This window comes from Desmospora activa DSM 45169 (genome assembly GCF_003046315.1).
Taxonomy (GTDB): domain Bacteria; phylum Bacillota; class Bacilli; order Thermoactinomycetales; family DSM-45169; genus Desmospora; species Desmospora activa.
Window position 1 is genome coordinate 244,416 of record NZ_PZZP01000001.1, and the last position, 13,305, is coordinate 257,720.

The 13,305-nt window shown below is 51.1% G+C and carries 16 protein-coding genes; 13 read left to right on the forward strand and 3 right to left on the reverse strand.

Features of this window, described 5'->3' with window-relative positions; genetic code table 11:
* Positions 1-86 precede the first annotated feature (86 nt).
* From C8J48_RS01200 to C8J48_RS01230, 7 genes are all read left to right on the forward strand, one after another.
* Positions 87-887 carry an SDR family oxidoreductase gene (locus tag C8J48_RS01200; protein ID WP_107724572.1) on the forward strand — a complete coding sequence of 267 codons (801 nt, stop codon included), beginning with the start codon at positions 87-89 and terminating at the stop codon, positions 885-887.
* 66 nt (positions 888-953) lie between these two features.
* Positions 954-2,054 (forward strand): phosphotransferase, encoded by a 1,101-nt coding sequence (locus tag C8J48_RS01205; RefSeq protein ID WP_107724573.1) that lies wholly within the window; start codon positions 954-956, stop codon positions 2,052-2,054.
* Positions 2,055-2,151: 97 nt separating this feature from the next.
* Positions 2,152-2,319 (forward strand): hypothetical protein, encoded by a 168-nt coding sequence (locus C8J48_RS18590; protein WP_170105048.1) that lies wholly within the window; start codon positions 2,152-2,154, stop codon positions 2,317-2,319.
* Positions 2,320-2,358: 39 nt separating this feature from the next.
* Positions 2,359-3,984, forward strand: coding sequence for a sensor histidine kinase (locus C8J48_RS01210; RefSeq protein WP_107724574.1), 1,626 nt, complete (start codon positions 2,359-2,361; stop codon positions 3,982-3,984).
* On the forward strand, positions 3,981-4,619 hold the full coding sequence (locus C8J48_RS01215) for a response regulator (RefSeq protein WP_107724575.1): 639 nt from the start codon (positions 3,981-3,983) through the stop codon (positions 4,617-4,619). The genes C8J48_RS01210 and C8J48_RS01215 overlap by 4 nt, the downstream gene beginning before the upstream one ends.
* 184 nt (positions 4,620-4,803) lie before the next feature.
* The gene (locus tag C8J48_RS01225; protein ID WP_107724576.1) at positions 4,804-5,304 is read left to right on the forward strand and encodes a glutathione peroxidase; all 501 of its coding nucleotides are present in this window, start codon (positions 4,804-4,806) and stop codon (positions 5,302-5,304) included.
* Positions 5,305-5,514: 210 nt separating this feature from the next.
* Positions 5,515-6,327: a YwqG family protein gene (locus C8J48_RS01230; RefSeq protein ID WP_107724577.1), complete on the forward strand. Its 813-nt coding sequence runs from the start codon at positions 5,515-5,517 to the stop codon at positions 6,325-6,327.
* 272 nt (positions 6,328-6,599) lie between these two features.
* Here C8J48_RS01230 and C8J48_RS01235 read toward each other — a convergent pair whose 3' ends face one another.
* Both C8J48_RS01235 and C8J48_RS01240 read right to left on the reverse strand, forming a co-directional pair.
* The gene (locus tag C8J48_RS01235) at positions 6,600-6,917 is read right to left on the reverse strand and encodes a DMT family transporter (RefSeq protein WP_107724578.1); all 318 of its coding nucleotides are present in this window, start codon (positions 6,915-6,917) and stop codon (positions 6,600-6,602) included.
* A gap of 5 nt (positions 6,918-6,922) precedes the next feature.
* Positions 6,923-7,666: an SDR family NAD(P)-dependent oxidoreductase gene (locus tag C8J48_RS01240; RefSeq protein ID WP_107724579.1), complete on the reverse strand. Its 744-nt coding sequence runs from the start codon at positions 7,664-7,666 to the stop codon at positions 6,923-6,925.
* A gap of 266 nt (positions 7,667-7,932) precedes the next feature.
* Between C8J48_RS01240 and C8J48_RS01245 the strand changes: the two genes are divergently transcribed.
* Genes C8J48_RS01245 through C8J48_RS01255 form a run of 3 tightly spaced genes read left to right on the forward strand, consistent with a single transcriptional unit; the run spans position 7,933 to position 9,347 of the window.
* The gene (locus C8J48_RS01245) at positions 7,933-8,280 is read left to right on the forward strand and encodes a winged helix-turn-helix transcriptional regulator (RefSeq protein ID WP_107724580.1); all 348 of its coding nucleotides are present in this window, start codon (positions 7,933-7,935) and stop codon (positions 8,278-8,280) included.
* A 25-nt stretch (positions 8,281-8,305) separates the two neighbouring features.
* Positions 8,306-8,713, forward strand: coding sequence for a nucleoside 2-deoxyribosyltransferase (locus C8J48_RS01250; RefSeq protein WP_107724581.1), 408 nt, complete (start codon positions 8,306-8,308; stop codon positions 8,711-8,713).
* Between the two features lie 19 nt (positions 8,714-8,732).
* On the forward strand, positions 8,733-9,347 hold the full coding sequence (locus tag C8J48_RS01255) for a DUF4291 domain-containing protein (RefSeq protein WP_107724582.1): 615 nt from the start codon (positions 8,733-8,735) through the stop codon (positions 9,345-9,347).
* Between the two features lie 207 nt (positions 9,348-9,554).
* Here C8J48_RS01255 and trhA read toward each other — a convergent pair whose 3' ends face one another.
* Positions 9,555-10,202, reverse strand: coding sequence for a PAQR family membrane homeostasis protein TrhA (trhA, locus tag C8J48_RS01260; protein WP_245891029.1), 648 nt, complete (start codon positions 10,200-10,202; stop codon positions 9,555-9,557).
* Between the two features lie 260 nt (positions 10,203-10,462).
* Here trhA and C8J48_RS01265 point away from each other — a divergent pair, with 260 nt between their 5' ends.
* The 3 genes from C8J48_RS01265 to C8J48_RS01275 are packed head-to-tail and all read left to right on the forward strand — an operon-like array spanning position 10,463 to position 13,278.
* On the forward strand, positions 10,463-10,642 hold the full coding sequence (locus C8J48_RS01265) for a hypothetical protein (protein ID WP_146160429.1): 180 nt from the start codon (positions 10,463-10,465) through the stop codon (positions 10,640-10,642).
* Positions 10,612-12,372 (forward strand): Rieske (2Fe-2S) protein, encoded by a 1,761-nt coding sequence (locus tag C8J48_RS01270; RefSeq protein WP_107724584.1) that lies wholly within the window; start codon positions 10,612-10,614, stop codon positions 12,370-12,372. Before C8J48_RS01265 ends, C8J48_RS01270 begins: the two co-directional genes overlap by 31 nt.
* A gap of 51 nt (positions 12,373-12,423) precedes the next feature.
* A complete protein-coding gene (locus C8J48_RS01275) occupies positions 12,424-13,278 on the forward strand; it encodes an arylamine N-acetyltransferase (protein ID WP_107724585.1) in 855 nt (284 codons plus the stop codon).
* The last annotated feature ends 27 nt before the right edge of the window (positions 13,279-13,305 follow it).

Consider the following 13,305-nt stretch of genomic DNA (forward strand, 5'->3'; position numbering starts at 1 on the left):
TTTGCAGCTGAAGAGGCGGCTTTTTCTTACCTTTGTAGAGGATCAGCGGTACAAACAAAAACCCTCCCCCTAAAAGGAGTGATGGCATGGGAGAATATCATAATCCCGTTGTACTGGTGACGGGAAGCTCCTACGGATTGGGGAAGATGACAGCCCTGGTGCTGGCGGAGGCCGGGTGGACGGTGGCGGTGCACCATCGCGATTCCGAGGAGAAAGGAAGAGAAGTAGTATCCCGCATTTGTAATCGCGGGGGACAAGCGCATCTATTCCAAGGAGATCTGTTGCAATCCGGTACTCCGAAGCGATTGGTGGATCAAGTCGTAGAGAAGTGGGGACGGCTGGATGCGCTTGTCTATGCGGTCGGCCCCTTTGTGCGGGAACGACGTCGTTTTGCCGATTATCGCCAAGAAGAGGTGGAATCGTTGGTAACCGGCAATCTCACCAGTGCTATGATGACCGTACATGCGGCTTTACCTGTGATGCGACAATCTCGATTTGGCCGGATTGTGCTGTTTGGCTTTGGGCGGGTAGGTGAGGTGCCGGCGTGGCCGGATCGGGCGGTATATGCAGCAGCCAAGACAGGGTTGGCCTCTTTCACCAAGACGGTAGCGGTGGAAGAGGCGTCCTTTGGTATCACCGTCAACATGGTGTGTCCGGGGGATATTGTGGGAGAAAACAAAGAACGGCGCATCCGAGATGTGCGCGATCGAAGCGATGAAGAAACACCGTTGGGTCGTCCCGGCTCTGGTGAGGATGTGGCCCGTGTCATCCGTTTTTTATGTGCGCGGGATGCTGATTTTACCACCGGAAACGTGATTGCGGTCACGGGTGCCCTCGATGTGATCCACCCCGTCTCCAAGGCGCCGCTGGGAGAAAGTGAGCGATGAACGCATAGCTGCGTCCCTCCACGCTTATACATAGGGTAGAATGTTGATGGAGCGGAGGGGAAAGGGATGAGCGACACAGCCACCCGTATCAAGGAATGGACGGATGAACCGCGTTTGCTCCAAGTGTTGGATTATCGCTATGGGTTTCAACTGAGGGATGCTCACCCCGTTGGAGGGGTGCTCAAATTGTCAACTGAGCAAGGGGTATATGCCCTTAAACGGGCGCGGGACCGAGAAGAGAAACGGTGGCAATTGGTGGAGGAACTGGCTAAGCATATTCAAGCGGCGGGAGAAGTCCAGATTCCGATCCCGCAGAAAACACGCCAGGGACAGCGTACATTTGCCGGATTTAAGCGCTCGTATGTGCTGCTTCCCTGGATTGAAGGGGAACACCGCCCATGGGATCAACGAGGGTGGATGCGGGTGGCGGAGCATTTGGCCCGCTTTCATTTGGCATCCAAGGGCTTTGTTCCCTCTACAACCCTGCGCGGTCTTAATCATGCGGGAGAGTGGAAAAAGATCTGGTCTCGTATGCAGCAACAGGTGGAGATGTTTAAGCTGGCGGCGGATCTGGGTGAAGAGTACGCCGCAGTCGATCGGTTGTGGATCAGACAGTGTGCCTTTGCAGAAGGGATGCTGGAGACGGCGCTTCGCTACTTGGATAAAACGGGCGGAGATGAACTGGTGGCAGAGACGCGGCGAACCGGAGAAGCATGCCACCTTAACATTCATGGGAAAAATGTGTTGTGGCAGGGAGAGAACCCATGTTTCATCGACTGGAATTGTGTCGTGCTAGATGTACGGACCCGTGACTTGGCCCGTTACCTTTTGCACGCTTTTGCTCGAACCGGGGGCATGGAAGCTGTGACCGCCTCTTTGCGGGCCTATCAAGAGTATTCCCCGTTGAAGGAGGAGGAATATGGGCTGATCTACGCCCAGCTGTTGTTTCCCCATCGCCTGATGCGCTCTCTCCACGATATCTACCAGGAGCGAAAAGTTCCCGCCTATCTGGCCAAGGGCCACCTTTCTGCCTCGATTGACCAGGAGGAGACGAAGCTGCAACTATTGCGCCAATTTCCCACTACCATCAAACAGGAATTTGGCGTTACCATTCCTGAAGTGGATTGGCTAAAAAACAGCCGAGAAGAGGGAATGGTGACCGGTTGAGACTAACGGAGATTATCTGATCCGGGTCAATTTTGTCATTGATAAACGGCTCAGATTGAGGACAAAGTACTGGAATGGTTATAAATAACAGGGAGGGGTGGTTGCCGCGCAAAGCGAGACGGGGGGCGAAGCGACCGAGGCGAGACCAGTGTGTGGGAGTGCATGGAGCGAGACGGATAACCACCCCGGCCGTTCCGGGATCAGTTTGTCAGCAGCCTCCGCCGCGATCAGCGGCTTTTTCTTTTTGTGGAACATTCGTTTATGATGGAAGAGAGAGTGCTCAGTTTCGAAAAGAGGGATAAGGATGACGGGGAACTTGCGGGAGCGGGAAATCTTAAAAACGATCGCCGAAACCTTAAACCGTTCCACCGATGTGGAAAAGATGTTGCAGTCGGTGTTAAAAGCGTTGCTAGATGTGACCGGATTAACCACCGGCTGGATTTTTTTATCCCAGGGAAAAGCGAACTATGCGACACCGGCGATGCACGGATTGCCACCGGCTCTCTCCTGGGAAGAAGGACGTCCCATGTGCCAAGGCTCTTGTTATTGTTTAGTGGATTACTGGAGCGGGGAGCTGGATCGCGCCGTCAATGTCATGGAATGTAAACGTTTGGATGATGCAGTGAAGTATGAGTGGGGTGATACCCAGGGCATTACTCACCATGCCACCGTCCCACTGGTCGCGGGGGAAGAGCGGATCGGCCTTCTTAATGTGGCTGCCCCCGGTAAGGAACGTTTTAGCGAGGAAGAGCTATCCTTACTACAATCAGTTGCCTATCAAATTGGAACCGCTGTCCAAAAAAATCGCTTGATCCAGGCCCAGCGCCGACGGGCGGAGTTGTTTGCCCGCTTGGATGAAGCCAGCCGCAAAATCTGGTCGGTGCGGGATGCGAAAGGATTGCCGCAACAATGTGTGGCGGAGATCAGTACCCATTTGGGTTGGCCTTTTGTCGGCTGCTGGCTTCTCCATGGGGATCGTCTGACTTTGGCAGCATATGTTTCCGACGGCCGTAACCAAAGCCCAGGTATCACTTATCCCGCTGGAGAGTGGGGGGTGGTAGGAGCTTCCTTTGTCCATCAACGGGCTGCACGAGGGAAGCGACTCCCCCACTTGGGGGAAGAGGGACGACGCTGGCAGTCGGTGGCGGCGGTTCCGCTGTCTGCCGGTCGCGAATACATCGGGGTACTGGCAATCGGTAGTCCCGATCCCAACCACTGGGGGGAGAGTGATCTACAAGTGCTAAAAGCGGTAGGTGAACATGTCTCTCTCGCTTTGGAGAGCGCCCGCCTGGAAAGGGAACGGCAAGAATTAACCCTATCCCGAGAACGGAATCGGCTGGCTAGGGATTTGCACGATTCGGTCAATCAGAAGCTCTTTTCTCTATCGCTGACGGCACGTGCGGCACAACAGCTTTCGACGGAGCAACATGAGCTGTTGAGGGAAAGCTTGGAGGATATCCACACCTGGTCGCATGAAGCCCTGCGCGAAATGCGCACGCTGATCTGGCAACTGCGGCCACCAGGTTTAGAAGAGGGGGTGGTCACAGCCCTAAAAGAGTATGGAAATCGCCTCGGGTTAACGGTGGATATGGAAGTCACCGGTGTGGCCACGATGGACCGACCGGTAGAAGAAGCATTGTGGCGAATTGGGCAGGAGGCCTTGAACAATGTGCGAAAGCATGCCGGTGTCGACCGGGTCCAACTGTCGTTGACGGTGACACAGGATCGCGTGTGGTTACGAGTGACGGATCGTGGTCGAGGTTTTGCTGTTGATGAGGATGGCCGTCTTGATTCCATGGGGATTATCAGTATGCGGGAGCGGGCGGAACTCATCGGAGGACATGTGGAAGTGAATAGTCGTGTGGGAGAAGGAACCGAAGTGGTGGCCCAGTTGCCGCTACAGGTCGGAGAAGAGGAGGGGGAACGATGATCCGGGTGTTGTTGGTGGATGATCATCCAATGGTGCTAAAAGGGTTACGCCTGTTTTTACAGACACAGAAGGATATGGAAATTGTGGGCGAAGCGTCCAACGGAGAGGGAGCACTGCAAGCAGTGAAAACCGAGCGGCCGGATGTCGTGTTGATGGATCTGTCGATGCCGGTGATGGACGGAGTGGAAGCGACGCGTCGTATCAAGGCGGATCATCCGGAGGTGAAAGTGATTGTATTGACCAGCTTTTCCGATCGGGACCACGTACTCCCGGCGATTCAAGCCGGTGCCGCAGGCTACCAGCTCAAAGAGATTGATGCGGATGCGCTAGCCATGACAATTCGGGCAGCTCACTTGGGTATGACCCAGCTTCACCCCGAGGCGGCGAGTCATCTCGTTTCCCAGACGACCCACGAACCGGATGACGAACGATCCAACATACAGGTATTGACACCGCGGGAACGGGAAGTACTGCAACTGATTACGGCCGGTAAAAGCAACAAAGAGATCGCTGCTCACCTTTCTATCGCGGAAAAAACGGTAAAAACCCATGTGAGCAGCATCTTGGGAAAATTGGATCTGCAGGATCGTACCCAGGCGGCGGTATATGCGATGAAACAGGGATGGTTTGGGTGAAGGGGGCGGCAGGGGAATGCAAAAGAAAGTGGGTACTACCCGCTTGGTTATCAAGCAGGGAGATATTACAAAAGAAAAGGTGGATGCGATCGTCAATGCCGCTTATTTTATTTGATAGGGAATCTTATGAACTTTACACTAGAAGGATGCAGATAATTAATATCGATATCAAGGAGGATTTTTTGTGAGCGTTTATCAATTTTCTGCTGTAACAATTGACGGTAAGGAACAATCCCTGGTGGAGTATGAAGGTAAGGTTTTACTAATCGTCAACACCGCCAGCAAGTGCGGCTTTACTCCCCAGTATCAAGGGTTGCAACAGCTGTATGAAACATATCGGGATCAGGGCCTGGTGGTGCTCGGATTTCCCAGCAACCAGTTTATGAACCAAGAACCGGGCAGTAATGACGAGATTGAATCCTTTTGTCGCTTAAACTATGGTGTTACCTTTCCGCTGTATGCCAAGGTGGACGTTAAGGGAAAAAACATTCACCCCCTGTTTCAATATTTGACAAAGGAAAGTAAAGGGCTGCTAACGGATGCGGTTAAATGGAATTTCACCAAATTTCTGATCGATCGAAAGGGTCATGTCTATCAACGATTTGCACCAAATGTAAATCCCGCCCAAATGGAAGCGGATATTCGTCTGCTGTTGGAGCAAAATGGACAAAATCATTCACACTAAATTTAACTCTTAGGTACTCCTTTTTGGCCAATAGGGGCAGTGATTGAAAAGATGAAGAGATGGTGCTACTCCTACAACTTGATCGTTTCGCCGAGGAGAGTGAAATTCTCTATTTCGTGACTTCGTTAGAGGATTTACGGAAACAAAACTTTGATAAGTGTATTGTGCGAACTTATTATAACGTAGACCGAAGAGAAGGGGAGTTAAAAGATGAAGGAACAGCTACTAGCAGCGATTCATGAATTGGAATTGGATGCGTACAAAGAGCGAATTTTCGCTGAGCTACAACCTGCATTGAGAATTCAAACAAAGCGGAATGAGCAGCTCTCGATCGGCAGCTCAAAATTCGGGGGAAAACCAGACCTTCCTCTCGATTTCACCTATCCCCTTTATGAAGGAGAGCGGCTCGTCTTTCTTGCTCAATACCGTCTAGCGGACTTCGCTTCATTTCCCGTCGCTCGTGAGCTGCCACAGAAAGGGATGTTATACTTCTTTCACCATGAAGAACACGATGGAGAACCTTTCCCACTCGGGTTGAAAAATGAACGGGATGGATGGCGTGTCATCTATAGGGAGGAAGATGATCCCTCACTTCTTCGCCCTTATGATATCGAAGAAATCAAACATTACCCGCAAACGGAAATCGGGTTTGAGGAAATCTATACTGGCAACCTTGGACGATTAGGATTTGATATTGAGAAAGAAGAAGCCAACGAAGGGGGAGCCCCCGCCGGCATGTTAGCCTATGCTTTTAGTGATTTAATGGAACTTTGTGAGATTGATCTTGGCCACCAACTCTTAGGTACTCCTATTCCTCAACAGGGGCCTGTGATAGAAGAATTGCACAAATTTGATTTTCCGGAGCTGAAAGGCAAAGAGATGGTGCTACTCCTACAACTGGATTGTGATAATCGTCTCGAGATGTCTTGGGGTGATTGTGGAACCCTGTATTTTTTGATTCCGTTAGAGGATTTGCGGAAACGGAATTTTGCTGAGACGGTGTATACGGCGCAAATGGGATAACGCTTAGCAGGATGTAGGGAACTTTAGTGAACTGCTCTCCACTGAAGTGGTAGAGTTTCTCGATTCATCGAATCTCTAACAACGAGTCCTCTCCACGAGCGTAACTTCCCGTAGTTCCTACAGTACATGTTGAAAACGTTTTGTGGGTCTTGCCCAAGTGACAGGAATCGTTTGACGTGGTGACTGTTCCTTCCTCACCACAACCCCATACGATTCGGTTCTCAAGATACAAATTAGTTTAAAGTCAGACTTTGAAAATCAAAAACTAGTAGTTATCCCTCAACCATGCGCAGACCGATAATGCCGATCAGTATGAGCATCAGAAAGCTAAGACGGAGCGGGGTGGCGCTTTCGCCGAACACAACAATGCCGACAATCACTACACCGAGCATGCCGATGCCAACCCAGATGGCATAAGCGGTACCAACAGGCAGATTTTTCAGTGCGATCGAAAGCATGTAGAAGCTGATCACGGCCGCTGTTACACCAATCACGCTGGGCCAGAGCCGAGTGAAGCCATTGGCGTATTTTAGAGCAATTCCCCATACGATTTCCAACAGCGCCGCCATGACAAGTATAATCCAAGGCATCTGTGTTAAACTCCGTAGCCACCGTCGACGGCGATTGCTTCCCCCGTGATGTAGCGTCCACCTTCACCGGCGAGATGAACAACGGTCGCTGCGATGTCCTCACTGCTGCCATAATGGCCGAGAACAGTGTGGCGTCGTTCTTCGTCTGCCCCAGGGCTGTTGGCTGGATTCATGTCTGTATCCGTCGGTCCGGGATGAACCAGATTGGCCGTAATACCACGTTCCCCGAGATCGCGGGCAAGCCCTTTGGTAAGTCCGATCAGGGCCGACTTGCTCATGGCGTAGAGGCTGAGTCCGGGACTTGGTACTCGCTCGGCCAGGCAGCTGCCGATGCTAATAATGCGGCCACCGGAGCTCATGTGACGTGCTGCGGCTTGTGCGGCGACGAAAACGGCCCGCACATGGATTGCAAGCGTCCGGTCAACCTCCTCAAGCCTCACGTCTTCAAGTGGTCCGTAGGGAAAGATCCCGGCGTTATTGATCAGAATGTCAAGCTTGCCGAACGCATCGATGGCGCTCTCTACGACCCCGACGACTTCTTTCGGATTTGCACTATCAGCTTTGATCGCAAGACCCCGCCGTCCCATTGCTTCGATCTCTGAGATAATTGCGTCAGCTTTTTCTGCAGCGTTCACGTAGGTCAGTACGACATCTGCACCGTGCTGCGCCAACTGCTTCACAATCGCTGCACCGATTCCACGGCTTCCTCCTGTAACAATCGCCACTTTCCCAGATAGTGACAGGTTCATCGTCTAATCATCCTCCCATTTTTTGCGTTTACGATTTCCCTGTCGATTATGCATGAAGTCCCAACAGCTAAAAAGTACGCATTTTTTTCATACTTGGTACGAAAAAACAGTAAAATGCGTTCCTAAGCGAATCTGTGCTTTCATTTTTTGATGATGTTTTAGTCCTTATTTTCGTACTCTGTACGTTTAAAAAGAGTACTTTTACTCGTGCTGGTACTCCGTCATAATGAGGGTATTAAGATTTTCCGATGTAGGAGTGAAATCGAATGAGGGAGTTGAACAGCAATTCCGCGACTACTCATGGGATCGTAACGACACTTCATGCCATAGGCGGAAAGTGGAAGCCGTTGATTTTGTTTATCTTGTTGGAAGAAGGGACAAAAAGGTTCGGGGAATTAAGGCGTCTCTTGCCACATGTAACCCAAGGCATGCTGACTAATCAGCTGCGGGAGCTGGAGCGTGATGGACTCGTGACACGAGTGGTGTATCCGGAAGTGCCACCACGTGTCGAATACTCCTTATCCGATCATGGCAAGACGTTAAAGTCTGTCTTAAAGGATATGTGTGATTGGGGATACATGCATAGTGAGTATACCAATCAATCTGCTCGTTAATGTCGGACAGAAAAGAGGGAAGTGCATGAACTCACCGTTGTTGACGACGGTTATTTGCGGCTCCTATCGCAAGCATTGGGAAGATATCCTCCGAATTCGCAATTTTTTGGAGCAGCAAGGGGTTTATATTTTATCGCCTTTGGGGACGAAAATTGTCAATCCCGGCGAGGAGTTTGCTCGTTTGGAAGGTGATCCAGATGTGGATGTACGTACGGTTCAGGACGCTATTTTTGCCCATATACGACAATCCACCTTTGTTATAGTGGCCAATGTGAATGGCTACTTAGGCAAAGCGACCGTTTTTGAGATGGGTTATGCAGCCGCCAACGGAATCCGTATTCTGACGGTTGAACCGGTTCAAGACCCCAATCTAGCGAGCTACACCCAGCCATTGACGGCTCTTTTTCCGACTTGGACAAGCGAATGGGACTGAAAATTGAGGAGGATGGCAGGTGGAATTGAAGATAGAACCTTATTTACAACAGGTGAAACGATGGCCGCAGACGGGACGCCATGTGTTAGCCCAGTTTGATGCCGATGCTATTGTCGTTTATCAAGCGTATCGGCCTTCCATTGGCCGGTTTGCGGTTCAAAACGGATATTTTGGCGGGGAGTTTCGCTTGACCCGTATGAGCTGGATTAAGCCCAATTTTTTGTGGATGATGTATCGTTGCGGCTGGGGGAGCAAAACGGATCAGGAATCGGTTTTAGCCGTCAAAATCAAGCGATCGGCATTTGATCAACTTTTGAGTATGGCGGTTTCTACCTCGTATGATCATACGCGTTATTCAAATATATCGGAATGGAAAAAAGCGCTTAAACGCGCAGAGGTTTTGACACAATGGGACCCCGATCACGATCCGACGGGGGCGAAATGTGATCGGCGGGCGATCCAACTCGGTTTACGTGGATCGGTGCTGGCACAATATGCAAAAGATTGGATTATCGATATCCAGGATCTCTCCCCATTTGTGCGCGAACAGCGGGAAAATGCCTATCCCGACAAATATGATGCGCTGATTGTGCCAAAAGAAGAGGTCTATCCTATGAAGAGTGAATGGAAATAACAAACCCCGGAGCCACCGCTTGGTTCCGGGGTTTGTTAACGAATGAGAAAACCGGAAGGAGAAGTTTTCCGGTGAAAGACTCTGTCATGCAAAGTGAGACCCAGAAGCGAAGGGAAGAGGCGAGACTTGTGCTTTGGAGTGGAGACGGATAACTATTCCGATTGCCCCACGATAGGGTTATCAATCAGTTCCGTGCGCTTTTTTTGGTCAAAGCGGCATAATGTAGACCATCATCATAACAAAATGGATGGCGGTGCCAGCCATAACGAATAAGTGGAACACTTCATGGAAGCCAAAACGGTTGGGAAAGAAGTCAAAGCATTTGGTAGCGTAGATGATCGCCCCAATGGTATAAGCAACTCCGCCAGCGATCATCAGGATAATCGCCCCCGTGGACAGATGGCCCACCAGTTGGAAAAACGGAATGACCGCGATCCACCCCAGCGTGACATAGAAGGTGGTGGAAAGGTAGCGGGGAGCTTTGACGAGCCATAGTTTCAGAAAGGCCCCGATCACGGCTAGTAGCCAAACGGCCGTTAGCATCGTCCATTTCCAGGCGCCTTCCAAGCCGTAATAAAAGACGGGTGTGTAGGAGCCGGCGATCAGGAGATAGATCGCGATATGGTCCAGTTTTTTTAGTAGCAGCTCCTTGCTGGGGGTGGTTCGCACCCAGTGGTATAACGAGCTGGCCCCATACAGCAGGATGACACTGGTTCCGTAAATGGTCATGGTTACCAGTTTGGACATGTTGTCTTTGGATAGCAAAATTAAAAAAACCAAACCGACAATGGCAACCAGAAAGGTGATGAAATGGGTCCACGTGTTAACCGGTTCCTTCATCTTTAGTCGGTTCATACTAATTCGCTCCTCGCTCCATCGTTCATGAAGGAATATGCTTAACTTTCATCATAACACACATCAGTGAAAGGGATGCGGAGATTGGCGCGAAAATTATCCCTTCTAGCTTCCCGTCAATCGGTCGTTGGTCTTAAGACTTGTCACTTGCAGGAGCAAGACTATTTTCCGGCTATCGGCTCCGGCTGTGTGTGGAAGAATTGATTTCCCTGATTTTTTACGATAAAGAGGAAGCCGATACTGGAGGGGGTCGAGCGACGATGAATCATCAAATCGATCTGGAAGTACAACAACAAGCGATCCAAAACAGACTGGATCGAGTGAATCGACACACATGGAAGTTGCTACACCTCCAACAAAAGGATCGGCTTTTCGTTGCGGTGAAGAAATTCCAAAGGAGAAATGGAAAATGGCAGAGTGGATCCGGGTCGGTTGGTTAGATGATTTAAAAGAGGAGCCTCAGGTGGTCAAGGGAGAGCAGGTAGGGATCGCGGTCTTTTATCATGAGGGAAAAGTTCGGGCAGTGGATAATCGGTGTCCCCATATGGGTTTTCCGCTGCATATGGGATCGCTGTGTGACGGAATATTAACCTGTCATTGGCACCATGCCCGCTTTGATCTGGAAAGCGGCGGAACACTAGACCCCTGGGCGGATGATGTCCCGACATATCGCACAGAAATTCGGGAGGGTGTCGTCTGGGTGCAGACCCTACCTCAAAATCGAAAGCGGCTTCAACACCATCGTGACCGTCTACGCGAAGGATTGGAACAAAACTTAAGCTTAGTGATCGCCAAGGCGGTCGTCGCTCTAATGGAGGGTGGCGAGTCACCGGAGAATATCGCGGCGATCGGGGTGGAATTTGGGACGACTCATCGTCGAGGCGGGTGGCGCTCCGGGTTGACCATACTGAGCGCCATGGTGAATCTATTGCCCAAGCTGGATCGGCGCGGTCAAGTGTTGGCATTGTATCAGGGCTTGCGCTGGATTGCCCAGGAAAGTGCCGGCATGGGGACACGTTTTCAGTTGGAGCCGCTGCCTGTAAAAGATGCGGATCCGGTCCGATTGATGCGCTGGTATCGTCATTGTGTCGAGGTACGGGATGTGCAGGGAGCGGAACGAGTTTTATTGACGGCGATTCGGGCCGGTTTTAGCGATGAACAATTGTCTGATATGACGATGGCGGCAGTGACGGATCATTTTTATATGGATGTGGGCCATTCCCTTGATTTCCACAACAAGGCTTTTGAGGTATTAGCCAAGATTGGAGCGGACCAGCGTGAACGGGTGCTTGTCTCTCTTCTTCCGCAGTTTGCAGGGGCGGAACGGAGTGAGGAGCTACACAGCTGGCAATCCCCGGTTGATTTGGTGACACCGTTGCAGCAGGCTTTCACCAAAGTGGAGAATCTCACCTTTGGCAATGACCGCGGCGGGGCGGGAGAAAAGGAATTAGTGCAAACGATTTTGGGAGATGATCCGCAGGCGACGGTGGCAGAACTGGTGTCGGCTTTACAGGAGGGTATCGATCCCAGGCGGTTGGCGCAGTTGGTTACGCTGGCGGCAGCCACCCGTATTCGCCACTTCCATGTACAAAATGATTTTCGCGATTGGGATACGGCCCTGCACACCTTTACCCATGCCCATGCCGTCCATGAGAGCTTGCGGCGCTCGGTGTCACCAGAGCTGATTCGTGGAATCTTTCATGCCGCCATGAGTGTGTATCTGGATCGCTTTCTCAATATCCCGGCGGCACGGGAACCGAAAGGAGATTTCGCTGAAGGAAAGGTGGCACCCCACCCGAAAGAATTGCTGGCGATTATGGATAAACAGCAGCAAGTGGCGGAAGCGGCCCAGTGGGTGAAGGTTTATCTCGATCGTGGCGGAGATAAAAAGGAACTTTTCCGCACGCTGGGAGAAGCGCTGTTACGGGAAGATGCCGATTTTCACACCTATCAGGCGGTAGAGGCGGCGATGATGGAACATGACCGTTGGACAGAAGAGGAAGGCGAATGGGCAGAGTCCGCACAGGAAACCATGATCCTGGCGATGACGCGATACCTGGCCGCTCATGCTCCCACTTCTCGCGAAGTGCCCCATATCGCGCGGATCGCATGGCGCTTGCACCGAGGGGAGAAATTGTTTGAGGAAGAGACGGAGCCGGAGGTTACCTGATTTTGTGGTCTGTTGATTCCCGAACAGACCTGAATACGAGGAGGAATCGATATGTCACAGGAGCCGTCGTGGGTGGCGAATTACCTGGATCTATTGCAATTGCCGCGGGAACAACCGACGTTATCCTATCTGGGGAAGATTTGTCGTCGGCATCTCGCTATTTTTCCCTTTGAAAATGTCGGTAAACTGCTTGATTATTCCGAGGGGAGTCATCGCTCCCGGCTGGTTCCGACGGTGGAGGAATTTTTAGAGAGGCGTCGTCAGTACCAGTTGGGCGGTACCTGTTATATTCTCAACTATCATTTGTTTCAGCTGTTGCGAGCGGTGGGATTTGATTGTGATCTGTTGCTGCTAGGGGAAGACCATCTGGCGATATTGGTGCGATTGCCGGAGGGAGAGCGGGTTTATGTGGATGTAGGTTCAGCTGCTCCTTTATTTCAGCCGGTACGTTTTGAAAAAGAGACCGAAAACAGCACAGGGTTTGGCGGTCATGAGGTGCGATTGCGCTCGGTAGGGGAGAAGACAAGGCAATGGCAGTACACAAGTTATTTCGATGGACAATTGGGTGATCCAATCTGGACCTTTCAGCTTGATAATACGGCTTCATCGATCGAGGCGTTTGCCGATGTCATAGACCGTTCTTATCAAACGGATGGCGCCTTTATGAATTTGCTACGCTGTCAGGTATGGCAGTGGGAGCAAAAAAGAAGTCTTTCCCTGGTCAATAACCGTTTTCGAATTCGTTATCAGGATGGGACTGTCGAGAAACGAACATTAACCGACGGGGAAGCGATCCATCGGGTACTGGTGGAGGAGTTTGGTTATCCCGATTTTCCGACAAAGCAGGTAATGGGGATTTTAGAGGCACGAGGGGTCGATCTCTTTCAGGAAAAGGGTGCATCATAATCGAGCACGACTGTTCCCATTGGGAAA